This window comes from Actinoplanes sp. NPDC051346 (genome assembly GCF_040682215.1).
Classification (GTDB): domain Bacteria; phylum Actinomycetota; class Actinomycetes; order Mycobacteriales; family Micromonosporaceae; genus Actinoplanes.
On sequence record NZ_JBFBAJ010000015.1, the window covers coordinates 121,490 to 144,333 of the forward strand.

At 69.8% G+C, this 22,844-nt stretch carries 17 protein-coding genes; 5 read left to right on the forward strand and 12 right to left on the reverse strand.

Annotation, left to right across the window (positions count from 1 at the left end; all coding sequences use genetic code 11):
* Window positions 1–7 precede the first annotated feature (7 nt).
* The 7 genes from AB0M36_RS31395 to AB0M36_RS31425 form a co-directional block, all read right to left on the reverse strand.
* The gene (locus AB0M36_RS31395) at window positions 8–328 is read right to left on the reverse strand and encodes a hypothetical protein (protein ID WP_364164865.1); all 321 of its coding nucleotides are present in this window, start codon (window positions 326–328) and stop codon (window positions 8–10) included.
* Window positions 313–7,386: a polymorphic toxin-type HINT domain-containing protein gene (locus AB0M36_RS31400; RefSeq protein WP_364164868.1), complete on the reverse strand. Its 7,074-nt coding sequence runs from the start codon at window positions 7,384–7,386 to the stop codon at window positions 313–315. The genes AB0M36_RS31395 and AB0M36_RS31400 overlap by 16 nt, the downstream gene beginning before the upstream one ends.
* Window positions 7,387–7,570: 184 nt before the next feature.
* Window positions 7,571–8,377 carry a squalene--hopene cyclase gene (locus tag AB0M36_RS31405; RefSeq protein WP_364164871.1) on the reverse strand — a complete coding sequence of 269 codons (807 nt, stop codon included), beginning with the start codon at window positions 8,375–8,377 and terminating at the stop codon, window positions 7,571–7,573.
* Between the two features lie 61 nt (window positions 8,378–8,438).
* A complete protein-coding gene (gene moeZ, locus AB0M36_RS31410; protein WP_364164874.1) occupies window positions 8,439–9,659 on the reverse strand; it encodes an adenylyltransferase/sulfurtransferase MoeZ in 1,221 nt (406 codons plus the stop codon).
* Window positions 9,660–9,731: 72 nt separating this feature from the next.
* On the reverse strand, window positions 9,732–10,622 hold the full coding sequence (locus AB0M36_RS31415) for a DUF3152 domain-containing protein (protein ID WP_364164877.1): 891 nt from the start codon (window positions 10,620–10,622) through the stop codon (window positions 9,732–9,734).
* 116 nt (window positions 10,623–10,738) lie between these two features.
* Entirely contained in the window at window positions 10,739–11,683 is a 945-nt protein-coding gene (locus tag AB0M36_RS31420) for an alpha/beta hydrolase (protein WP_364164880.1), read from the reverse strand.
* A complete protein-coding gene (locus tag AB0M36_RS31425) occupies window positions 11,683–13,746 on the reverse strand; it encodes a Daple (RefSeq protein WP_364164883.1) in 2,064 nt (687 codons plus the stop codon). Before AB0M36_RS31425 ends, AB0M36_RS31420 begins: the two co-directional genes overlap by 1 nt.
* A gap of 155 nt (window positions 13,747–13,901) precedes the next feature.
* On the opposite strand from AB0M36_RS31425, the gene AB0M36_RS31430 reads away from it, so the two are divergent.
* The 3 genes from AB0M36_RS31430 (at window position 13,902) to AB0M36_RS31440 (ending at window position 16,877) form a co-directional block, all read left to right on the forward strand.
* Window positions 13,902–14,564, forward strand: coding sequence for a TetR/AcrR family transcriptional regulator (locus AB0M36_RS31430; RefSeq protein ID WP_364164886.1), 663 nt, complete (start codon window positions 13,902–13,904; stop codon window positions 14,562–14,564).
* 37 nt (window positions 14,565–14,601) lie between these two features.
* Window positions 14,602–14,826 carry a DUF3107 domain-containing protein gene (locus tag AB0M36_RS31435; RefSeq protein ID WP_364164889.1) on the forward strand — a complete coding sequence of 75 codons (225 nt, stop codon included), beginning with the start codon at window positions 14,602–14,604 and terminating at the stop codon, window positions 14,824–14,826.
* Between the two features lie 371 nt (window positions 14,827–15,197).
* The gene (locus AB0M36_RS31440) at window positions 15,198–16,877 is read left to right on the forward strand and encodes a DEAD/DEAH box helicase (RefSeq protein WP_364164892.1); all 1,680 of its coding nucleotides are present in this window, start codon (window positions 15,198–15,200) and stop codon (window positions 16,875–16,877) included.
* A gap of 69 nt (window positions 16,878–16,946) precedes the next feature.
* On the opposite strand, the gene AB0M36_RS31445 is transcribed toward AB0M36_RS31440, so the two are convergent.
* On the reverse strand, window positions 16,947–17,297 hold the full coding sequence (locus AB0M36_RS31445) for a DUF2470 domain-containing protein (protein ID WP_364164895.1): 351 nt from the start codon (window positions 17,295–17,297) through the stop codon (window positions 16,947–16,949).
* On the reverse strand, window positions 17,294–17,935 hold the full coding sequence (locus tag AB0M36_RS31450) for a biliverdin-producing heme oxygenase (RefSeq protein ID WP_364164898.1): 642 nt from the start codon (window positions 17,933–17,935) through the stop codon (window positions 17,294–17,296). Before AB0M36_RS31450 ends, AB0M36_RS31445 begins: the two co-directional genes overlap by 4 nt.
* 86 nt (window positions 17,936–18,021) lie before the next feature.
* On the opposite strand from AB0M36_RS31450, the gene AB0M36_RS31455 reads away from it, so the two are divergent.
* Window positions 18,022–19,152, forward strand: a complete 1,131-nt coding sequence (locus AB0M36_RS31455) for an SAM-dependent methyltransferase (RefSeq protein ID WP_364164901.1) — start codon at window positions 18,022–18,024, stop codon at window positions 19,150–19,152.
* Window positions 19,153–19,405: 253 nt separating this feature from the next.
* Here the strand turns inward: AB0M36_RS31455 and AB0M36_RS31460 are convergent, their stop codons facing one another.
* The 3 genes from AB0M36_RS31460 to AB0M36_RS31470 are packed head-to-tail and all read right to left on the reverse strand — an operon-like array spanning window position 19,406 to window position 21,359.
* Window positions 19,406–20,800: a hypothetical protein gene (locus AB0M36_RS31460; RefSeq protein WP_364164904.1), complete on the reverse strand. Its 1,395-nt coding sequence runs from the start codon at window positions 20,798–20,800 to the stop codon at window positions 19,406–19,408.
* Window positions 20,793–21,005, reverse strand: a complete 213-nt coding sequence (locus AB0M36_RS31465) for a heavy-metal-associated domain-containing protein (RefSeq protein WP_364164907.1) — start codon at window positions 21,003–21,005, stop codon at window positions 20,793–20,795. Before AB0M36_RS31465 ends, AB0M36_RS31460 begins: the two co-directional genes overlap by 8 nt.
* Before the next feature lie 51 nt (window positions 21,006–21,056).
* Complete coding sequence (locus AB0M36_RS31470) at window positions 21,057–21,359, reverse strand: metal-sensitive transcriptional regulator (RefSeq protein ID WP_364164910.1); 303 nt, start codon at window positions 21,357–21,359, stop codon at window positions 21,057–21,059.
* Between the two features lie 128 nt (window positions 21,360–21,487).
* On the opposite strand from AB0M36_RS31470, the gene AB0M36_RS31475 reads away from it, so the two are divergent.
* Window positions 21,488–22,774: a C40 family peptidase gene (locus AB0M36_RS31475; protein WP_364164913.1), complete on the forward strand. Its 1,287-nt coding sequence runs from the start codon at window positions 21,488–21,490 to the stop codon at window positions 22,772–22,774.
* The last annotated feature ends 70 nt before the right edge of the window (window positions 22,775–22,844 follow it).

Below are 22,844 nucleotides of genomic sequence, written 5' to 3' on the forward strand. Positions count from 1 at the left end.
TTCTCCGCTACTTCTTTTCGACCTCGATTCGAACTGCAGCCGACCCTTCTTCGAGCCATCCGCAGTAGGAGTCAAAATCGAAATGGCGTCCATCCGGGACGGCATCTTGAGCCAGCGTCAACAAATGCCTGGCAAGGGACACCAGCCCGGCTGGATTTCCGGAGAGGACCACAGTCTTCTCTGGTGACTCCCACACTTCGGCGCGAAGAACCGTCTCCTCGTCCCACCAGGTCCCCACACCCAATGAAGGATCATAGGTCGTGACCTCGACCGTCACCGGCAAGGTAGGTCGATCAGGATCGCCACCAGCAGCTACGGGTGATGCCATCCCGACTCCTCCGGAAGGTAGATATGGATGTTGCTCAGTGGCCTACCGCCCCGGACTCCAGGGCCGATCGGGCTACTATACGTCTCGAAATTGATGTGCGGGTTCTGCCTGGGGTGCGCCAGGTCCGCATCGGTAAGACGCACCTGCCTCAGCCCGTCTTCACTCAAGAACCGGCCTCCGCCCATGTCTCGATATCCGGGTCCGACGAAATCAACGGCGGTATCCATGGCGTCGCTCGTCGCCATATAAGCACCGTCTTTGAGGTTCTCGATTCCAGCCGGGACACCTTCCCCGCAGTTGTGGACGAGAACCGGCGCCTTACCGGCCAGCACATAGAACGTGTGGAAGCCGTCCACCTCGAGATTCAGCATGCGCTGCTGGTCGTAGAACGGATTGACCAGATGCACCGACAGGTGCGCACCATCGGCTGTTACCAGCTTGTGGCCTTCGCGTAGAGCGCCGGCCTCGACCCAATCGCCAACGGTCGCGTCCCAGAACGGATGATTCTGCGTGGCGTGAATCGTGAAGGTATTTTTGTGTGCGTCGACAACCGTGAGGTCGACGAGGTTGGTATCGATATGGTCGAACAGGGTTATGACGGTCTTGCCGGAGGTTTCACCGGTGGTGGGGTCGGTGGCGAGGACAACGTCACCCAGCTCGACGTCGTCGATCGGCTTGGTGGTGCCGTCCGCCATCAATACCGGCGTATCGCTGGTGAAGCTACATTTCTTGGCCCCACCACGAAGCCACTTGATAGCCTTCCCGCCGCCCTTGACGGCCTTGCCGGCAGGGATCAGCCCGACCATGTTGATCGCGGCGCTGACGTAGTTGCCCTTCTGCCAGTCCTCCTTGGCCAGGCGGACCGCCGAAGGCGCCCCGATGATGGGGAACCAGCTCATGGTTTCGTCGAAACTGTGCTGCGACGCCGCGAACGCCGCCTGCTGCATCGCGCAGTCGTTGAAGTATTCGCAGAGGTATGCCGCGATCGCGGTGTCGATCTCGCCCGAGTCGAGGTCGGCGATGTGGCAGTCGGTGGGTACGTAGCCGGCGCAGTGGCCGGTTTTGATGACGGCGTACTCGGCGAACTTCGGCGGTTGAGTACGGCTGCCGGTCTTGGTGTTGACGCCGACGCCGCAGTTGCAGCCGATGTCCGGGTCGTCCGCCGGGTCGGTCGGGGTCGAGGTCGAACCGGACGGCTTGTCGGAGTCCTTGCGACCGCCGCCGGGCTTTCCGCCGCCTTGCTTGCCGCGGTTGTTCGCGTCGCCGCCGCCGCCGTCGCAGGAGGCGAAGTCGCAGTCCTTCATGCCGGACGGGTCGCTGAGCGTGATGGGGTTGTCGCCGGAGTAGGTGTAACCGCCCAGCTGGTTCAGGTCGTCCATAACCAGGAGCGGGTCGGGGCTGATGAAGCGGCCCAGGGCTGGGTCGTACTTGCGGGCGCCGAGGTCCGTGTATCCGGTGTCGAGGTTCTTCGAGGCGCCCAGGTAGCCGTGGGTCGGGTCGGGCCAGAGGTTCAAGTTGGCGCTGGCTCGGGCTTCGCCGTACGGCTTGTACTGCTGGCGGGACACCTGCTGGGTGGTGGTGTTCATGGCCAGCCCGGCGGTGCCGTGCAGGTCGTTGAACAGGTAGCTGGTGCCGCCGCCGGACAGGCTGGAGCGGGAAGCGACGGCCTTGCCGCCGTGGCTGTAGGTGCGGACTCCGCCCAGGACGACCGCGGGTGTCACGCCGGTGTCGATGACGATTTCGGTGGTGCCGGCGAACAGGGTGGTGCGGCCGGGGTCTCGGCGGATCAGCTGGCCGCCGTCGGCGTCGTAGAGGAATTTGGTGGTGGCCGGGGTCGCGCCGGCGGTTGTGACCTCGGAGAGTCGGCCCTCGTCGTCCCAGCGCAGGGTCTGGCCCTTGGCGGTGCCGCCGGTGGGCGTACGGGTCATCAGGTTGCCGGCGACGTCGTAGACGAACTTCGTCGGGTCGGTGCCGCCGCTGCTGCCGGTGAGCGTGTGTGGCTGCGCGCCGGTGCGGTTGCAGTTGGCCGAGCAACCCATCGTGTAGTCGGTGGTTCTGTCCGCGTCACCGCTGACCGAGTGGTCGACGAGCTTCTTCCGGTCGCCGATCGCGTTGTAGGTGAAGCTCTGCCAGTACGAGCCGGGTCGGGTGGCGACGTCCGCGGCGGTGGGCGCGCTTTCTGGGACGCAGTCTTCCCTGGCGGTCCACGCCTCGGACAGCCGGGCCAGGGTGTTGTAGCGGTAGCACTGGGTGTCGGTGACAGTGTTGCCCGTTTCGGACTGCTTGTCGGTGACCGACAGGGGGTTGCCCGCGTCGTCGTAGGAGTAGCTCAGCTCGTCGACGAGGGGGCCGATGCCCTGGCTGCGGTACACCTGACGCTTCGACAGCCGGAGCGTCTCCTCCTCGTAGGAGTACAGCACCTGCGCCTCGTTGGACGAGGCACCCATGGTGACCTTCGAGGGCTGACCGAAGTCGGTGTAGAGGGTGCCGGAGACGTACTTGTCCGCCGCCGATCCGGTCGAGGTGGGTGCGCCCAGGGCGTTGTAGCCGTACGTGATCAGCTCGCCCGGCAGGCCCGCCACGGCCGGCTCGGTCTGCTGGGTCAGTCTCTCGTTGTTCGGCGAGTAGGCGAAGGTCGTCGTGTATGTGGTCGGCAGCGGTCGCTCGACGGTCGGCAGCGTGACCGTCTGGCCGAGTGGCTTTCCGAGAGTGGAGTAGCCGGTGACCTCGACGGTGTAGGCGCCGGTGACTCCCTGGACGTGTCGGGATGACGACGTCGGTGCGCCGATGCGCAGGGTGTCGTACGTCCAGGACGCGTACTTGAAGTTGTCCTTGGTCTTGTTCGTGGCGGCGAGCTTGCGGCTGAGCAGGTCGTAGGAGAAGTTCAGCTCGATGCCGCGGGCGTCCTTGGTCGCGACGAGGCTTCCGGCGTCGTCGTATCCCGAGAAACTGGTCCCCGCGTCCGGGTCCTTCCGGGAGGTCTGCCGACCCCGCAGGTCGTACACATAGGACCACACCGCGTCGTCCGGCCCGGTGATGGACTTCTGCTGACCGGCCGAGGTGTAGTCGTACGTGATGTCGTGGCTGGTGCCCCCCGACGCGGTGTAGCCGTCGGCGGCGTTGCCCGAGAGCGTCGGCGCGGTGGTGTACTGCTGCAACTTGGTGATCTGGCCGCGGGCGTTGCCGACCTTGGTGATCGCCATGGCGCCCGTCGGAGGAATCACCGTGGTCTTGTCACCGACGTACGCGGTGCGGCTGCTCCACGACTTCACACCGTTGTGTTCCTGGGTGACCAGGGTTGCGCGACCCATGCCGTCGTAGTCGGTGACGGTGGTGGAGGGCACCGACACCTGCGACAACTGGTCGGAGACCAACGAGTCCTTCGGCGATCCGGCCGCCGCGTACGCGTTGTTGGTCAGGACGGTGCGGCCGTGCGAGTCGTACTGGAAGTCGGAGACGATCACGCTGCCGTTCTCGCCGGTGTCCTGCGTCTCCAGCTTGCGCAGCATGCCGTCGTAGAGCACCTTGCCGACCCGGTAGGTCGTGGGTGCGTTCACGGCGTCGCTGTCCTGGATGCTTCTGGTGGTGACGACGCTCGGCCCTGAGGTCGACAGCTTGTAGTCGAAGAGGTAGTTCGCCGGAGCGCCGGCGGCCTTGTTCTTGTTCGGCAGCCACATGGCGGTCGTGCGGCCGAGGGCGTCGTAGGTGGTCGAGCTCTGCGCGCCCGCGATGTCGGTCTTGCCGATCGGCAGCTGCCGGGCCGGGTTCAGGACGACCGTGGAGAGCTGACAGTCCTTGCTGGACTGGGTGACGGTGGCGCAGGAGACGCCCGGCGTGACCTGGGAGACGGACACGACGGAACCGGGCAGTTCGCCCTCGCTCGGGCTGAAGCGGGTATAGACGGCCTGGGCGAGCTTCGTCTTCTTGTCGGCCATCAACGAGTTCGGCGTCCGCGTCGTCGAGGTGACCCGGCCGTACGCGTCGTACGTCGAAGTGCTCATGTCCACGAACGCCGTGGCGACCGCACCGTTGGCGACGGACGCCTGCTGCACCAGCGTGGGGTTGTTCTTCGCCGGGCGGGCTGGGCTGGCCTGCCCGTCACCGTTGTACGCGAAGGCCTTGCCGTCATACGAGGTGCGCGTCTGGGAGAGCAGCTTCCCGGACGGTGTGGCCTTGGCGCTGGGGCAGTCCTGGTCGGTCTTGACTACCTCTGCCGGAACCACCAGCGTCGGAACGCTGCCGTCGAGGTAGCGCGTGAACGTACACGTGGTGACGTTGCCCGTGGCGCCGGGTTCGCCACGGTCGGCGGTCTGCACCGGCATGCCCGTGGTGGTCTGGCCGAGGCTGGTGTTGTAGAAGGTGGCGGTCTCGGTCTTGCGCCAGCCGTACGAGACCTTCTGGCGGGTCAGCGTCTTGGCCGTGCGGACCATCGACGACCGCAGCGGCTCCAGGCCACCGTCGCGGAAGCGGGACGCGGTGGGGCCGAGGATCGTCGGCACGGTGACGGTGGAGGACTCCAGCGTCCCGCCGTCACCGGTGTACGTCTCGGTCTCGAAGACCCGACCGGCGAGCTCGTTGTCGTCGGACACCGAGACCGATCCGTCCTGGCTCTCCAGCGCGGGCAGGTTGCGGGACCCGCCACCGGGCAGCGTGTCGCCGTCCATGCCCAGGAAGTAGTAGGCCTTCGTCAGGGTCTTGCGGTCGTGCACCTGCGCCTTGTCGGTGTAGTGGAACACCGACGTGTCACCGGTCTTGATGTGGACCTCGGGGTAACCGCGGAACTGTCCCCACGTCCGGTACTTCGCCTTGACGACCTCGTTGTCGTCGTAGTGCCAGCCCGGCTTGCCCTTGTACTCGTACTCGGTGACGAGTTTCGGCTGGGTGCCGTCCTGGAAGTGGTTGCTGCGGTCGTACGTGGTCACCGATTTGACCGGGTGTGTGTAGAACCAGTCGATGGCCGGCGTCGGTTGCCCTTCCGGGGTCCAGAACACCGGGAAGCAGCCGGTGCTGTTCGTCGAGGCGAACGCCTGGGCCTTGGTGGCCTTCTCGTCGTCCAGGTCGGTTTTCGGCAGGCCCGAGCAGTTCGGCGTGCTGTAGTCGACCACGGTTTCCGCGCCGGACTCCGACAGCACGGTGCCGATCCGGTGGTAGTACATCTTCGGCAGGCCTTCGAGGGTGCCGACCCGGTTCGCCAGCTGCTTCGGCAGGAAGCGAATCTCCGGCACCGAAGCGTCCTGGCCGGCTCCCCCGAGACGGTCCAGGCCGACGTGCTTGACGGAGTCGAGCCACAGGGTCGGCGCGTGGTCTCCGTTGTCCGGGAACGCGTGCGTCAACTCGTACCGGTCGACGTCCTTGGCAGCGCCGCCCACGCGGGCGCGGGTCGTGATGGTGGTCAGCATGCGCCGCGACCAGAAGCTGGGCGAATGGTTGGCGCAGTCCTTGCCGCCGGCGCAGTGGAGGTCGATCGGCACGTCCGGCCAGTAGTTCGGGTGGGACACCGTGAAGTCGTCCGGGCCGCAGGTGTTGCCGGACGGTTCGCCGCGCAGGCACCGCTCCACCGTGTCGAACAGGACCTGGCCGGGCGCGGGACCGGAGTAGATCGTGTTCGGCCGCAGGCCGTAGTCGATGCGCTTGACCGTGCCGGCACGGGTGTACTCGACGGCGGCCTTCTTCATGTTCGCGCCGTAGTGACCGGTCTCGGGCGCGTAGTAGTACGCCATCGCGTTGCCGTTGGGGTCGACGACGTAGTCGAGGTTGAACCGGTATCCCAGCGTGCACGCCGTGTCGCCGAACGAGCCGTCCGGGCACGCGTTCACCCCGTCGTGCGCCTTGTAGATCGGCACCGTCCAGGCCGACTTCGTCTCCTCGGCACCCGCGGTCCAGCCGGGCAACCGGTTCATCCCGAAGTAGTAGTGGGTGCCGTTCTCGATGACGTGGAAGTACTCCTCGTTCCTCGTCCCGTTCTTGGCACCGCTCAACTTCTCGATCTTGATCGTCGAGCTGTCGCTCACCGGGTGGAAGGTCTTGAACTTGTCGTCGTAGACGATCTGGCTCGACGAACCGTTGAGTGACATCGTGAGGAGCTCGCCGGCCCAGCACTGGTCACCGGAGCCCTCCGGCGCGCCGGAACCCTTGACGTCGCCGCAGGAACGATAGGTGCGCTCGATGAAGCTCTCACCGGTCGACCAGCCGTCCCCGACCCACGAGGACTGGTTGTTGGTGCCGGCGGTGCGGGCGTCCTGCCCGGCCGAGCTGTAGGAGAGTCCGACGCTGGGCGCGACGCCGGCGATGGGCGGGGGCACCGCGATCGGAACGCTGTAGGTGAACGAGCCGGTGTTGCCGCTGACCGACCAGGTGCCGCCCGGGGAGAGGCTGGTCGCGGAATAGTCTCCGGACGAGCCGGAGGCGCCCGCCGTCGCCGCCAACACGCTGGCCGACGACGCGGCCAGGGAGACCTTCGCCGACAGCGGAGAGCTCGCCGCGGCGCGTACCGGGGTCTGGGTCTGGCACTTCTCCAGCTCGGGGGTGGTCATCGCGCACGCCGGCAGCTTCACCAGGCGCAGCCGGGAGCCGAAGTCGCCGCCGAAAGCGTTCTTGAACGACGATTCGTCCACGTCGACGTCCACGACACCTGAGCCCGCCGTGCTCTGCAACGAGAACATGACGCCGCGAACACCGGCCGCCTGGGCGACCTTCTGCTCGACGGTGGTGACCCGCACCTGTTGCGGCGACTCGCCCTTGGCGGGTGCGGCGACGGACACCGGCGACGAACCCGCTTGCTGCCGTGGCTCCTCCGCCACGGCGGCCGCGGCGCGCTTCTGCCTCTGCGGCAGCAGCGACACCGTCGTGCTCTGCGCGGCGGGAAGAGACGTACTCGTCGAAGGGTCGAAACGCGCATATGTGGTGCGCGCCGGCGTACCCTTGGCGAGCTTCTTGTCCTTGACCAGCTTGACGCGCGTCATCGGCTTCGGATCCGGCAGCACGACATCCGGTGGCGCGGCCGTGGCACTGCGCGCCGGCAGCAAACCGACCGCCGCGGGCAGCACCGCAAGGGTCAATGCCGAGGCGACAATCCGTCGCCATCGGGATGAAAGTCGCGGACCCCGAACCATCGTGGACAGCATTCAGTTCTCCCCCGTGCACAAGCCGATGATCTTCGATCGGCGGGCACACTCTAGAGGCTCGACGACATCGGCGGTGGGGAGAGCGGCACATCTCTCATCGACGTGATGCCGGACCTGGTCAGCGGCAGGCGCGGATGGCGGCCAGGGTGGTGTTGACGTCGAAGACCGGGCCCTCGTCGCTGTCCCACCCTCCGTCCGTGCGTTGCGTCGCGCTCAGCCGTTTGCGGGCCGTGCGGAGCAGCCAGTCGTCGCCGAGGTTGACCCGGCGCAGCGCCGCAGCCAGGTTTGCCACGTGCGCCGGGGACATGTCGTCGAGGCGGTCGCCGAGGACGATCTGCACCCGGGCCGACTCGTAGAAGAACTGCTGTTCGTGCAGGAGTCCGGCGGCGTGCCAGCCGGTCGCGAGGAACGACGGCCAGGTGCCGTCCGGGCGCAGTTGGGCGACGACGAAACGGGCGGCGGCCGCGAGGTGGTTGGCGTGGCGGGCCGGTTTCTCATGGCGCGGGTGAGCCTCGATCTCGGCGACGGTCATCCAGAAGCCGGCGACCGCGGTCAGATAGAGCGTCGCCTCCGGATCGCCCGGCATCGCCCACGGAGGCGCTTCCGGGGCCAGCGTCTCGTCTTCCTGCCACGTCCCGTCACCGCCCTGAACGGCAGCGAGCCAGGCGAACGCGCGGTCCGCGGCGGGACCGCCGAGGCCGCCCAGATCGTCGATCTCGGCGAGCCGGAAGCAGGTGGCATCCACCGAGGACACCGTGCCGTCCGCGCCGGCCGGCCAGCCGCCATCGGGGGTCTGACCGCTCTCGATGCGCTCGAAGACGTCGGGCGCCGGCCGGTTGCCGGTCCGCAGGTAGGACAATCTCGCCCGTTCGACCGGGTCACCGTGGGCGACGACGTATCCGATCGCGGCATCAATATCGACCACGGTCGTTACGCTACCGCTGTCGCCCACCCCAGGACAGGGCGGGCGACAGCGCGGAACCCAGTCAGTACGACGGCAGCGACGGGTCGACCGTGTTGACCCACGACACGATGCCGCCCTGCACGTGCACGGCGTCGGAGAAGCCGGCCGCCTTGAGCGCGGCGAGGGCCTCCGCCGAGCGCACGCCGGACTTGCAGTGCAGGACGATCTGCCGATCCTGCGGGAAGCGGGACAGGGCTTCGCCGGAGAGGATGTCGCCCTTGGGGATCAGCGTCGCGCCCGGAATCGAGACGATCTCGTACTCGGCCGGCTCGCGGACGTCGACCAGGAAGATGTCCTTGCCCGAGTCCTGCAGCTCCTTGAGCTCGCGGGCGGTGATCGTCGCGTCGAGCGTGGCTTCCTGCGCCTCGACGGAGATCGCGCCGCAGAAGTCCTCATAGTCCTCGAGCAGGTCGGTGACCGTCGGGTTCTCGCCGCAGAGCGCGCAGTTCGGGTCCTTGCGCACCTTGATCTTGCGGTATTCCATCTCCAGGGCGTCGTAGACCATCAGCCGGCCGACCAGCGGCTCACCGATGCCGGTGATCAGCTTGATCGCCTCGTTGACCTGGATGGAGCCGATCGACGCGCAGAGCACGCCGAGCACGCCACCCTCGGCGCAGGAGGGCACCATGCCGGGCGGCGGCGGCTCCGGGTAGAGGCAGCGGTAGCAGGGACCGTGCTCCTCCCAGAAGACCGAGGCCTGGCCGTCGAAGCGGTAGATGGAGCCCCAGACGTACGGCTTGCCGAGCAGCACCGCGGCGTCGTTGACCATGTAACGGGTCGCGAAGTTGTCGGTGCCGTCGACGATGAGGTCGTACTTCCCGAAGATCTCTTTGACGTTGTCGCGGTCCAGCGCGGTGTTGTGGATGACCACGTCGATCAGGGGGTTGATCTCACGGATGCTCGCCGCGGCGGACTCGGCCTTGGGCCGGTCGACGTCGGACACGCCGTGGATGATCTGGCGCTGGAGGTTGGACTCGTCGACGGTGTCGAAGTCGACGATGCCGAGCGTGCCCACCCCGGCCGCGGCCAGATAGAGCAGGGCCGGAGAACCCAGGCCGCCGGCGCCGACCACGAGCACCTTGGCGTTCTTGAGCCGCTTCTGCCCGTCCATCCCCACGTCCGGGATGATCAGGTGACGGGAATAGCGGCGGATCTCATCGACGGACAGCTCGGCGGCCGGCTCGACGAGCGGGGGCAGGGACACGGTGAACTCCCCGGGTTGAGGGTAAGGTGCGCCCACCATTCTTGCGCGTGGATCGCCGTCGTGGACATGACGAGGAACACCGGCCCGGGATTCGGGATGGGGAATCAACCGTCAGTCGGTCGCGTTGCCGGCGTACCGCCGGCCGTCGACGTAGGGCCAGGGGTTCGCGACGCAGCCCTGCAGACCGTACGTCTGCTGCATCATGACCGGCGCGGGTCGGCCCTTGCCGGGGCAGGTCTCATGGCCGTGGCCGAGCTGATGCCCCACCTCGTGGTTGATCGCGTACGCGCGGTAGACCTCGACGGGCGCGCCATAGCCCGGCACGGCGTCGCGCCACCGGTCCAGATTCATGACGACCCGCCCGGGGAGCCGGCACGACGTGTATCCCTCGGTGTCGAGCCCGCCGGTCGCGCACATCCGCTCCGACTTGCGCGCCGAGGCCAGGAAGATCGTGAACTCGGCCTCGACCGACACGGGCACCCGCTGCAACCGCAGCTCGCCCCCGCCGATCCAGCTCCGGCGGTCGCCGAGGATCCGCTCCACCTCGCCGGCGAAGTCGTCGGCCCGGGCCGCCCCGAAGCTCTCCTCCACGGCGACCCTGAACCGCCGCAGGGTGCCGGCGCTGCCCAGCACGGGTCCGTGCCCGCTGACGACAAGAAACCCGTCGGTGGTCACGCTCTGCTCCACAGGTTTTCCGGGTACGGGCTGAGCGACCCGCACAGGGCCCGCCGGCACCTGCGCGGGCGCGGCCGCCTCCCCGCCCCGCTGGTCACGAATGAGCTGACCCACGAGGAGGAAGGCCGCCGCGAGCACGAGAAGGAACAGGGCCGTGGCGCGGCGCCGCCTCCGGTACAGCCGCGCCGCCGGGGTCGCCCGGACCGCCCGGCGGGATTCGACGTCGGCCCAGCCCGCGGCATATGCCGAGGCGGCGGCTCGCGAGGTGATCGTCGTAGCCGCCCGGATGACCGGAACACCGGCGGGAGTCTTCGTCGCCCTTGCCATGACATGTGCCAGCCTGCCAGAGGCCGCGGCGCGGCACAGGCGTTCGGCGAGACGTCAGACGGCCGGGTGCGCGGCGACCGAGACGTCAGACGGTCGGGTTCGCGGCGAACGAGACGTCAGACGTCGTCGAGCAGTCCGACGATGCCGCGCGCGACCAGCCGGGGCACTTCCATCTGCGCGACGTGCCCCACGCCGGGCAGCACCAGCAGCCGGCTGTCCGGGACCACCTTCGCGACCTGCGCCGGCACCCTCGCGTCGACCAGCTCGTCCTTGAGACCGCCGATGACCAGCGTTGGCGCGGCGATCCGGGCGGCCAGGCGCCACTGCGAGTCGGCACCCGGCAGATAGGCCCGCACAAAGCTCGACACCAGCCCGCGCAGCGTGCCGAGGTAGGCCTGCGGGTAGTGCGCGACCGTGTGCCGGAGCCTGATCTCCTCGATCGCCTCGGCCCGACGCTGGGCGCTGACCTTGGCGGAGTCGCCGAAGCAGGCGAGCATCACCTGCTCGGCCATCTCCTCGGCGGTCAACCGCGCCATGCCCCACGCCAGGACCCGTTCGGCGCGTGGCAGGGCGAGCAGCGGCAGCACCGGCGCCTGCGCCGTACGCCGCGGATCCAGGAACGGCATCGCCGGGCTGATCAGCGTGAGGGTGCGGACCAGGTCGGGACGCAGGGCGGCGACGCGGACGCAGATCGACCCGCCCAACGAGTTGCCGACGAGGTGGACCGGACCGCGCCCGGCGTGCTCGAGGTAGCCGACGAGCCGGTCGGCGAACGCGGGGATGGAGTAACGCCGGCTCGGGTCGCTGTAGCCGAAGCCGGGCAGGTCGACGGCCTGGCCGTCGAACCGGTCGGCGAGCAGCGCGGCAAGGTCGGTGAAGTTCTGCGACGAGCCGCCCAGCCCGTGCACGTAGACGGCGGGTTCGGCGCCAGGGGCCGTGGCCGGTGTGTCCCGGACGTGCAGCATCGTGCCGTCGATGGTGACCCGGCGGGCCGGCCACGGCGGCGGTACCGCCCCGTCCGGCGGCAGAACCTCGTCCGCCGCGAGTCTTGCGCCCTTCATCAGGACAAGAGTGCCTCGAGCCGCCGGTTGACGGCGGCGAGCGTGGCGCGCACCATCGCGTGCCGGTCGTCGCCGGCCACGACGGCGGAGCCGGCGAGCTGTTCCACCCAGCCGTCGGTGGCCAGCAGCACGACGACCACCGCGACCTGCGTCGCACCGAACGGTACGGCCGCGGCGTGCTCGACGAAGCACTTCGCCGGCCCCTCCGCGTGGTCGGAGTGTGCGAGCAGCTCGTCCACCGCCTTCGCGGTCGCCATGGCGCACAGCCGCAGCAGGTAGCCGTCGATCCCGGGCCCGGTGGCCTCGCCCGCCGCGGTCTGGCCGTCGACGGTCAGGCGCACGCTCACGGTGGCCTCGGTGCCGAAGGTGCTGACCTGGACCTGCTCGATCATCACGCGCGGGCCGGGTCGCTCTCCGGGATCGAGCAGCGGGCGCGGCACGGCGGTCTCCGGGCCCGTGGAAACGGGCTCGACCGAGGCGGGCGCGGACGGCGCAAGCTCGGGTGGAGGCGGGGCGGAGGCGGGCGGGGCGGACGTGGGCGGCGCGGACCGGCCGGCCGGGTTGGGCTGGGTGGGCACGAACGGCACCGGCTGCGCCGCGGGTGGCGCCGACGCCTGCCCGGAGACAAACGGAGGCGAGTCCCGCTCAGGCGTGGAACGCGGGTCCTGCGCCGGCGGAAGCGGCTGCCCGGTGGACGGCGCTGGTGGACCGATGACCGTGGAGGGACCCGCGATCGGGGCGGATGGGCTGGCGGGCTGGCCCGGTCGAGACGGCGGCGCCGAGCGGGGCGCCGACGCCGGCGGGCCCTGGGCCGGCACGGGCGACCCGCCGAACGGGGAGGCGCCCTGCATGGCGGCGTCCAGGCCCATCCGATCCTGCAGGAGCCGGGCGACCTGGCGGCTCACCTCGGCCGGGTCGGCGCCCTCGGCCAGGTCCAACCGCAGGCTGTGCGCGCCGGCGGGCGTGGTGCGCAATGCCGCGTCACGGACACCGCCGACCTCGCGGACCGCCTCGAGGATCGCGTTGACGTCGAACCCGTCCTGACGCTCCCGCGCCGACAGCACGTCACCGCGGCGCAGATGCGTCGCGATGCGGGCCAGCGCGGGGGTCTCGGCCGAGGGCTCCACGGACGGCGGCTCCGGGACGGTCGGCACGTCCGGCTGGGCCGGGACGCGCTGGGGCAGAGCGGAGTGCGACGCCGCTCCCGCACCGCCGGGATCGCCGGCCGGCCGGGCCGGATACGCCGACTGGGGGGACTGGTAGGGCAGTCGGCGCGGAAAGCTGGAGGGATCGTACGACGCCCGGGCCGTCCCTTGATCACCGGTGCGTGCCCCCTCGTCGGGGTCCTGCTCCGACCGGGTCGGACCCTCAGCGGGCCTCGGGTCGAGCGCGTGCCGGGCCGCCTCCCGGTCGGCGCGGTGCCCGACGGGTGCGGCCGGGAAGACAGGGCGGGCGTCGAGGTCCCCCTCGTACGGATACGGCGGGGCGCTGGCCGGCACCGACGGCTGGCCCCCACGCGGATCGGCGACGTCGTGGCCGTTCGATCGCAGCAGCTCGGGTGACAGCGGATCCGGGCGGGCGTGCGGATCGGCGGCCCGGGGCGGCTGGTTCTGTCGGGGCGACGGACCTTGCCGGGGCTCGGTGCCGTTCGGCGACAGGTGGGAGACCAGATCCTGATAGCGCGCCCGGCTGTCGGACCAGCGCGGCGTGCCGTTCTCCGCGCGGGGAGAATCTGCGGCAGGCTGCGAGGCGGAGGGCGGCGCGGACGAGGGCTGTGCGGAGGAGGGCTGAGCGGGCGTGAACGACGGCGGAGGCTGGGCGGCGAACGGACGGATGTCACCCTCCGGAGGGTCAGTCGGAAGAGGGCGCGGATTGAAGGCGCGGTCCTGGGCGCCGGGCCGCCGCCACGCCGGGATCTCGGCCTCCGGATCGAGTGCCGCGCCGGCATTCGACCAAGGGCTGTCCCTCGTGGCCCAGCCGTTCAACAGGGTGCGGTCCCGCGATTCGGCTCCGGAACCGCCGTCCGCGGTACCAGCGTCACCGGAATGCCCTGTTTCGTCCACCACGCGCTCCTCGCTTGCCCACCGCTGAGGCTACCGTGTGGTTGCAGTGGCGATAAGTTGCAGCGTCGCGACAATTGCCCGCCCGGAACGCGACAGGCGACGAACCGGGCAATCCGCGTCCGCGCGGATGCGAACGAGCTCGGAGGTTTGTTGAGATGACCGCTGCGTCCGGCGGGGCACAGACGGCGGGACGCCCCACGCGCCTGCCGCGCTCTGCGCGCCGTAAGCAACTGCTCGCGGCCGCGCAGCAGATCTTCGTGGCTCAGGGCTATCACGCCGCCGCCATGGACGAGATCGCCGAGCGGGCCGGCGTGTCCAAGCCCGTGCTCTACCAGCACTTCCCCGGCAAGCTGGAGCTCTATCTGGCGCTGCTCGACACGCACTGCGACGCGATCATCGCCAAGGTGCGCGGCGCGATGCTCGCCACGCCCGACAACAAGGAGCGGGTCAAGGGCGCCGTACGGGCGTACTTCGACTTCATGGACCACGAGAGCGAGGCCTTCCGGCTCGTCTTCGAGTCCGACCTGCGCAACGATCCCCAGGTGCGCGAGCGTGCCGAACGCGTCGAGCAGGGTTGCATCGCCGCCATCACGGACACGGTCGTCGCGGACACCGGTTTGACCGAGGCGAAGGCCCAGCTGCTCGCCGCGGGCCTGGTCGGCATCTCCGGCCAGGCCGCCCAGTACTGGCTCGCCACCGGCCGCCAGGTCGCCAAGGACGAGGCGGAAGCGCTGGTCGCGGCCCTCGTCTGGCGCGGCATCGCGAGCTTCCCGTTGCAGGGTGAGTCATCGGCCGGTACGACTGCGGAAATCGGCTAGCCTTCATGTCGGAAGACTGCTGAGAGGGAGGGGACCCGTGGAGGTCAAGATCGGCGTGCAGTACGCCTCGCGCGAGCTGGTGCTGGAGAGCGCGCAGACGCCCGCCGAGGTCGAGCAGCTCGTGACCGAGGCGATGGCCAAGGACAGCGTCCTGACCCTGACCGACGAGAAGGGCCGCAAGGTGATCGTCCCGATCGCCAAGGTGGCGTACGTGGAGATCGCCGAGAGCAGCAACCGCCCGTTCGGCTTCACCACCCGCTGACGCACGACCGGGCAGCGCCGTGATCAGGGGGTCCATCGGGCCCCCTGACGCGTCTTCGTCCCGGCCGTCACGTTCGTCCTGAGGTGCGAAATCTCTCCGTCAGGTAGACTTGCCCGCGTCGCCGCCGACATTGATCCGTTCGGCCGGTTCACGGCCTGATCGACCCGGGCTGATCGACCTAGCCTGATGATCGACCTAGCCTGATTCGACCTGGCCGGTTCCGCCGGCCGACCCGGCCGGTTCGACTCGGCCGGTATCGCCGCGGCGACGCGCGTGCGGCCCGCGAGCATCTCTTCGCGTGTGGCCCGCGCCCTACCCAAACGCGCCCAGGACTTCGACGGGCGCACCACGAGAGGCACCCGTAGAACTCCATGACCGACATCCCGAACAACGACGCAGAACCCGCCCTGGTACCGGCTCTGACCCGCGCACCCGTCCGCGCTGACAGCCCCACGTTCGCCGAGCTCGGCGTGCGCGCGGAGACCGTGGACGCGCTGGCCGCGGCCGGCATCACCCGGGCCTTCGCCATCCAGGAGTACGCCCTTCCGATCGCCCTGCGCGGCACCGACCTCATCGGCCAGGCGCCCACCGGCACCGGCAAGACCCTCGGCTTCGGCCTGCCCATCCTCGAGCGGGTGACCGCCCCCTCCGAGGGCGCGGATGGTCAGCCGCAGGCGCTGATCGTCGTTCCCACCCGCGAGCTGGGCATCCAGGTGGCCCGCGACCTCGCCGCCGCCGGCGCGACCCGCGGCGTCCGGGTGCTCCCCATCTATGGCGGCGTGGCGTACGAGCCGCAGGTGGAGCAGCTCAAGAAGGGCGTCGAGATCCTCGTCGGCACCCCCGGCCGCCTGCTCGACCTCGCCAAGCAGAAGCAGCTCAAGCTGGCCTCGATCAAGGCGCTCGTCCTGGACGAGGCCGACCGCATGCTCGACCTCGGCTTCCTCGAGGACGTCGAGAAGATCCTCGCGATGCTTCCCGCCGAGCGTCAGACGATGCTGTTCTCGGCCACCATGCCGGACCCGATCGTCGCGCTGTCGCGCCGCTTCCTGAGCCACCCGGTGACCATCCACGCCGGGCACACCGCCGACAGCGGCCCGTCACCGCTCACCAAGCAGGTCGTCTACCGCACGCACCCGATGAACAAGCTCGAGATGGTGGCCCGCATCCTGCAGGCCCGCGAGCGCGGTCTCACCATGATCTTCACCCGGACGAAGCGAGCGGCCGACCGCGTCGCCGAGGACCTCGACTTCCGCGGCTTCGCGGTCGCGGCCGTCCACGGTGACCTCGGCCAGGGCGCCCGGGAGCGGGCGCTGCGCGCCTTCCGTACGGGAAAGATCGACGTCCTGGTCGCCACCGACGTCGCCGCCCGCGGCCTCGACGTCTCCGGCGTCACCCACGTCATCAACTACGACTGCCCGGAGGACCCGGACACCTACACGCACCGCATCGGCCGCACCGGCCGCGCGGGCGCGACGGGCGTCGCCGTGACCTTCGTGGACTGGGAGGACATGCCCCGCTGGGTGCTCATCGACAAGTCGATGGGGCTCAGCATGCCGCAGCCTCCGGAGACCTACCACACCTCCCCGGCCCTCTACAGCGACCTGGACATCCCCGAGGACGTGTCCGGCACGCTGCCGACGGCGGAACGCAGCCGCGCCGGGCTGTCGGCCGAGGTCGAGGAGGACCTGGGCGGCGGACGGCGGCGTGGCCGCGAGTCCACCCGCCCGCGCACCCCCCGCGGCCGTTCCCGCGGACGCGACGACGATTCGTCGGCCGCCCCGTCGTCGTCGCCCTCTTCGGCGCCGTCAGAGGAAGGCACCGACCGCCCGCGCCGGCAGCGTCGTCGCCGCCGCGCCGGAGAAGCCCTTTCGGGTACGGACACAGCAGCCGGCACCGAAGCGCAGTCTTCGAACGACGACAAGGCACCCGCCAACTCGGAGGGCACCGCGGCCGAGTCGACGGAAGCCACCCGTCCCCGCCGTCGCCGCCGCCGGGGAGGACCCGCGGGCTCCGGCGACGAGGCGGGCGTCGGCACCGGCGCCGAGGGCTGACCAGCACCGTCTGACACGCAAAGGCGTCCCACCATCAGCGGTGGGACGCCTTTCGCCATTCACGGAAGGTCAGTGTCGAGGTTCGAGCCCCAGCGCCGCGCAGGCCTCCTGATACATGCGGACGGCCTCGCCGCGCACCTGCCGCCGCTCGGTGAGCCGCTGCCGGAACGGAATCCGCACCGGCACGGCGACGCCCCGCACGGTCGCCTCGAAGTCCATCCCGTCGGCGTCCAGCCCGGACATCCGCGCCGCACTGGCCGCCTCGACACCGCCGAGCCCCCGCACGATGAGCACATTGTCCTCGGCGTGATCGCCGTTCATGTGCCGCGCGATCTGTTCCACCACGTCCGGCGTGAACGGCGTAGCCGCGTCCTGCCCGGCCCGCTCGTCCGCGAGCGGCCGTTCGGTGCGGTCGGTCATGCCCAGCGCTCCTTCAGCTCGGCCAGGACGGCGATGTTCAGGCGGTAGGCCTCCGAGACCTCGGCCAGCAGGAGCCGCTCGTCCTCCGGGGAGAAGCCGGCCGCGTCGAGCCGGTCGCGGTACCGGCTACGGAACTCCGGCGGCGATACCCCCTCGAAGACGAAGAACCGGTGCCCCGCGCCGTCGAGGCCGTACGCCTTCGCGATGGCCGGGCCGAGGAACTGACCGCCGGAAAGATCACCGAGGTAGCGCGTGTAGTGGTGGGCGACGAAACCCCACGGCTTGTCGAAGGCGACCTCCCGCAGCCGGGCGCAGTACTCCCGGGTGGAGGGCAACGCCACCGGCCCGGACTCCCCGCCGAGTTCGGCCAGGTCATCGGCGAGGGCTGGCAGGCGGGTGAGCTCCGGGAAGACGAACGCCCCGGCGACCGGATCCTCGGCCATCGCCGTCGCCGCCTGCTCCAACGTCTCGTAGATGAACCAGTGCTGGCCGGCGAGATCCGCGTACGCCGCGCGCGGCAGAGAGCCGGCGGCGAGACGGTCGAGAAAGCCGCTGCCCTGCGCCTCGTCGTGCTCGGTGCGGGTCCCGGTGCGCAGCCGGACGGACAGTCGTTGCCTGGGAGGATCGGCCAACGTCATCGCAGCACCTCCATGCCGTGGTTAGGGGAGCCTAACAGGGTCGGCCGGCGCGAAGATCGGCATTGTGCCCGAGGCAGAATGAACGGATGCCCCAACCCCTGGACACCGCCCTAGCCGAGGTACGTGAGCTGGTGCTCGGCCCGACGCTGACCCGTGCGGTCGCGGCGGGCCGACGTCGCGGCTCCACGCCGTCGGTCAACCGCGCGGAGCTGCGCCCGGTCGCGCTCAAGGGAGTCAGGAAACTGCAGATCGTCACGGACGACGGCGTCCGGCCGTACACGCGGAACGTCGCGGACGGCGAGGCGGCGACGGCGGTCGACGCCCTCCTGGCCGAGCCGTTCGGGAACTGGCACGTGGAGACCGAGACGGCGACGGTGCAGGTCCGCATCACGAAGAAGGGCGACGCCCAGATCCACCGCTCGGGCGCCACGGCCGCCCGGGCCGTTCAACAGCACGACCGCGCCAAGCAGTGGCTCCTCGACCCGGGCGACCCGCTCTTTGACGTCATCGGCGGCACCGCCGCCAAGCGCCGCCAGGTGGACGCGTTCCTGCGGGCACTCGCCGCCACACTGCCCGACGAACTCCCGTCGCCGCTGCGGGTCGTGGACCTGGGCTGCGGAAACGCCTACCTGACATTCGCCGCATACCGCTACCTCAGCGACCGCGGTCCGGTCCAGGTCGTGGGCGTCGACGTCCGCGAGGACCAGCGGGTACGCAATTCCGCGGTCGCCGAGCAATTGGGCTGCGCGGAGCAGGTCCGGTTCGTGGCAGGCACCATCGAGGACGCTGTCGTCGACGAGGAGCCTGATCTGGTCCTGGCCCTGCACGCCTGCGACACAGCGACGGATCAGGCGCTGGCCCGGGCGGTGCGCTGGAACGCCAGCTGGGTGCTGGCGGCGCCGTGCTGCCACCACGACATCGCCGCACAGCTGAAGGGGCATGCCGCGCCCCCGCCGTACACGGAGATCACCCGCCACGCGATCCTGCGGGAGCGCTTCGCGGACGTCCTCACCGACTCGCTGCGGTCGTCCCTGCTGCGGCTGCACGGTTACAAGGTCGACGTGGTCGAATTCGTGGACTCCCAGCACACGCCGCGCAATTTGCTGCTCCGGGCCCGACACACCGGCGCCACGCCTACCGAGGCCCAGCGTGATGAATACAAGACGCTGACTGCCGCTTGGGGCGTGACGCCGGCGCTGCAAAAACTCCTGGAGTGACGCGACTCCTGGAGTGACGCGACTCCTGGGGCGACGCGACTCCTGGGGCGACGCGACTCCTGGGGCGACGGCCCCTGGGGGCGCCGCAGCTCCTGGCGCAACGCGGCCCCTGGGGCGACGACCCGTGGGGCGACGCAGCTCCTTGGCGCAACGCGGCCCCTGGGGCGACGGTCCCTGGGGCGACGGCCCCTGGGGCGACGCGACTCCTTGGGCGACGCAACTCCTGGCTTGACGCGGCTCCTGGCGTGACGCGTCACTCCACCACGGCGGTGAATGCGACGGTGCGGACCTTGCCGGCGACCTGGAAGTCGAAGAACATCCGGTAGCGGCCGGGACCGGGGGCGGCCAGCCAGAACTTCACCGCGCCGTCGGCGGGGCCGGCTTCCGGATGGACATGGACGTAGCCCACGTCGCCCTCCCGCAGGACCACCAGATGACCGTACGCACCCAGGTAGGGCTCGAGGGTTGCGGGTTTGCCGTCCGGGCCGCGTACCGACATCAGCAGGGGCTGCGCCGTGCCGATCTTCGGCGTACCCGCGTACCGAACGCTGAAGCCGTCGGTGCTCGCCTCGGTGACAGGACCGGGGAGGGCGACCGGCGCGTAGCTGCCGGCGACCGTGAGGTCGACACCCAGCGTGGCCGGCGTCTGCTGCCCACCGACAACCGCCGTGAAGTCCGCGATGGCGCGGTAGCTGCCCGGCTTGGCCAGGGTGAGGTCGATGCTCCACGTGCCGTCCGGGGCCATCGTCGGATGCAGATGCTGGAAGCCGGTGAGGTCCCGACGCACGACGACGAGGTGCAGCGGCTTGTCGTGAACGACCGCGAAGGTGGTGATCGGCGCACCGCCGGAACCGGTGACCCGGAACGAGAACGGCTGCGCGCGGCCGGCGGTGAAGAGAGCGGTCCGCGGCTGCAGCGTGAGACCGCTCGCGGTGAGAGCGAGACCGCCGACGGACTGCGCGGCGGCGCCGGACCCGGCGAGCTGAGTGACGGTGCCGTCGGTGTTGTGCTGGTGCGGTGCGGCACCGGTGTCGTCGTGCGGGGCGGTTCCCGTGGTGCCTGTCGTTCCCGTTAAGCCTGTCGTTCCCGTTGAGCCTGTTAATCCGGTCGAGCCTGATGTTCCGGTTGAGCCTGTTGTTCCGGTTGAGCCTGTTGTTCCCGGTGTGCCGTGGCCGTGTCCGGCCGGTCCGGATCTCGTCTGGTCGGTCAGCGTCTGGCTGGCCCTCGTTTGGTCGACGGAATTGTTGAGACGGCCGAGGCCATACCCGGCGAAGAGCACGACCACGACGATGGCGCCGAAGACGGCCAGTTTGAACCCTGCGCTCCGGTCGGCCGCTCCGATGCGCAGCGTGCCGTCGGCTTCGGTGCGCGGCGTCTCCTTATCGATGCGCGGCGTCTTGTTATCAGCGTGCGGCATCTCGTTATCGGCGGGCGCCGCCTCGCTATCGGTGAACGGCGCCTTGTTATCGGCGCGCAGCACCTCGTTATCCGTGGGCGCCGCCGCGCTATCAGCACGCGCCGCCCCGCTATCAGCACGCGACGTCTTGTTATCAGCGCGCGGCGTTTTGTTATCAGCGCGCGGCGTTTTGTTGTCGGTGAGCGGCGTTTTGTTGTCGGTGAGCGGCGGGTCCTCGAAGGCGTCAGGCATCGGCGAGCTCGTAACCTGCCTCGTCCACCGCGGCCCGGACGGCGTCGATGGACAGCGGCTCGGCACTGGTGACGGTCACGGCGGCGGCCGCGAGGTCGACCTGGACGTCCGTGACGCCGGAGAGCCCCGAAAGCTCACCGGTCACAGCCTGGACACAGTGGCCGCAGGTCATACCGGTGACGGTGTAAGTGGCGGTGACGGCCATGGCGGTCTCTCTTCCGTGATAGTCGGATGGTTGCGGCTTCGCCGTGGGTCGTCAGGAGCGGACGAGCCGAGCGATCGCGTCGGTGGCTTCCTTGACCTTGAGGCTGGGATCCCCGGCCCGCGCGGCGTCGACGACGCAGTGCGCGAGGTGGTCCCCGAGTAGCCCGACGGCCACGGCATGCAGGGCACTCTTCGCGGCGGAGATCTGCGTCAGCACATCGATGCAGTACGTGTCCTCGTCGACCATCCGCTGCAATCCGCGGATCTGCCCCTCGATGCGCCGCAACCGGCTGAGCAGCGCGGCCTTGTCGCCCGAGTAGCCGTGCGGCCCCGGATTCTCCTGCTCGGTGGTCATGCCGCCAGCATACCCCCCTCCCGTATATGCAGCCGTCCGGGTGGCTCCTCGCAAATTCCGATCTTGAAACCTCGCGCAGGCGTGGCTTCTCCACGATCTGCCTCGTTGAGAGCGATGTGTCGTCTACCGTGATCGCCCGATCCATCATCACCGCGTTACTGGCCGCGCTGATGGTCATGGGCTTCCACACCCCAGCCCAGGCCGTCGGCGCCCGCTCCCTTGAGTCGCTCGAGTCGCTCGGGTCGGCCAGGCCGCTCGGATCGCTCGAGTCGCTCGAGTCGCTCGGGTCGGCCACGCCGCTCGGATCGCTCGAGTCGCTCGAGTCGGCCACGCCGCTCGGATCGCTCGAGTCGCTCGAGTCGCTCGAGTCGCTCGGATCGCTCGGATCGCTCGGATCGCTCGGATCGCTCGGATCGCTCGGGTCGCTCGGGTCACTTGAGTCCGCCGCGTCGCTTGAGTCGGTTGGGTCGCTTGGATCGCTCGGGTCGCTCCGCGCGCGCGGCTTTCAGGGGGCGCGCGGCTCTCACACCGAGCGGCCCTCCGCCGCCGATCTGGACAAGCACATCGCCGCTGCTTCCCGCCGGCTCGAGGTGGTCGTGGAGCAGTACAACGACTCCCGCGAGGACCTCCGCGACACCCGGCGGCGCACGGCACACCTCGGCACCCAACTCGGCCCGCTGACTCGCGAACTCAAGCGCAGGCAGACACTCCTCGATGGCCTGATGGCGAACACCTACCAGCGCACCCGAAGCGGTCCGACGATGGCGTTGTTCGCCTCGGACCAGCCCCACGAGTTCGTCGACAAGCTGCTGTTCCTGCATCAACTCGCGTCGGAGGAACAACGGGCGGCCGCCGCCCTGCGGGAGGCCCGCGCCAAACTCAACGACACCAGGGCGATGCTCGACGCGTTCTCCGCCCAGCAGCGACGCCAGCAGATCCAACTCAACACCCGCAAGGCAATGGTCGAGGGCGAGATCGGCGTCCTCAAACAGATGCGAGCCATCGCATACGGCGGAGGCTCCCGCTACGCCGACGCGGGCAACATCCCCGCGCCCGAGTACGTACCGGGCCCGGCGGGACGCGTGGTCACCTTCGCCGTCAACCAGCTCGGTAAACCGTACCGCTGGGGCGCGGCCGGCCCCCGCTCCTACGACTGCTCAGGCCTGACCCTGGCGGCCTGGCGAACGGTGGGCGTGCACCTGCCCCACAACGCGGCCCGCCAGTACGCCTCGACGGCCCACGTCGACAGAAACGACCTGAGACCCGGCGATCTGGTGTTCTTCTACGGCCCGATCAGCCACGTGGGCGTCTATGTCGGCGGCGGCCAGATGATCCACGCACCGGAGTTCGGGGAGAACGTGCGGGTGGCGAGCATCGACTCGCAGCCCATCGCGGGCTTCGCCCGCCCCGCCTGACCTTCCGGCCACGGGAAACCGCTCGCGGTCACCGCCCCCTCACGCTCTCCGCATCACTCAAGCTCGCCGC

What these genes read in the sequence shown, in the direction of transcription:
- AB0M36_RS31395 (WP_364164865.1), bottom strand. Translation starts at nt 328, where the DNA reads ATGGCATCACCCGTAGCTGCTGGTGGCGATCCTGATCGACCTACCTTG.
- moeZ (WP_364164874.1), bottom strand. Translation starts at nt 9,659, where the DNA reads ATGGTGGGCGCACCTTACCCTCAACCCGGGGAGTTCACCGTGTCCCTG.
- AB0M36_RS31415 (WP_364164877.1), bottom strand. Translation starts at nt 10,622, where the DNA reads ATGGCAAGGGCGACGAAGACTCCCGCCGGTGTTCCGGTCATCCGGGCG.
- AB0M36_RS31420 (WP_364164880.1), bottom strand. Translation starts at nt 11,683, where the DNA reads ATGAAGGGCGCAAGACTCGCGGCGGACGAGGTTCTGCCGCCGGACGGG.
- AB0M36_RS31430 (WP_364164886.1), top strand. Translation starts at nt 13,902, where the DNA reads ATGACCGCTGCGTCCGGCGGGGCACAGACGGCGGGACGCCCCACGCGC.
- AB0M36_RS31440 (WP_364164892.1), top strand. Translation starts at nt 15,198, where the DNA reads ATGACCGACATCCCGAACAACGACGCAGAACCCGCCCTGGTACCGGCT.
- AB0M36_RS31445 (WP_364164895.1), bottom strand. Translation starts at nt 17,297, where the DNA reads ATGACCGACCGCACCGAACGGCCGCTCGCGGACGAGCGGGCCGGGCAG.
- AB0M36_RS31450 (WP_364164898.1), bottom strand. Translation starts at nt 17,935, where the DNA reads ATGACGTTGGCCGATCCTCCCAGGCAACGACTGTCCGTCCGGCTGCGC.
- AB0M36_RS31455 (WP_364164901.1), top strand. Translation starts at nt 18,022, where the DNA reads ATGCCCCAACCCCTGGACACCGCCCTAGCCGAGGTACGTGAGCTGGTG.
- AB0M36_RS31460 (WP_364164904.1), bottom strand. Translation starts at nt 20,800, where the DNA reads ATGCCTGACGCCTTCGAGGACCCGCCGCTCACCGACAACAAAACGCCG.
- AB0M36_RS31465 (WP_364164907.1), bottom strand. Translation starts at nt 21,005, where the DNA reads ATGGCCGTCACCGCCACTTACACCGTCACCGGTATGACCTGCGGCCAC.
- AB0M36_RS31470 (WP_364164910.1), bottom strand. Translation starts at nt 21,359, where the DNA reads ATGACCACCGAGCAGGAGAATCCGGGGCCGCACGGCTACTCGGGCGAC.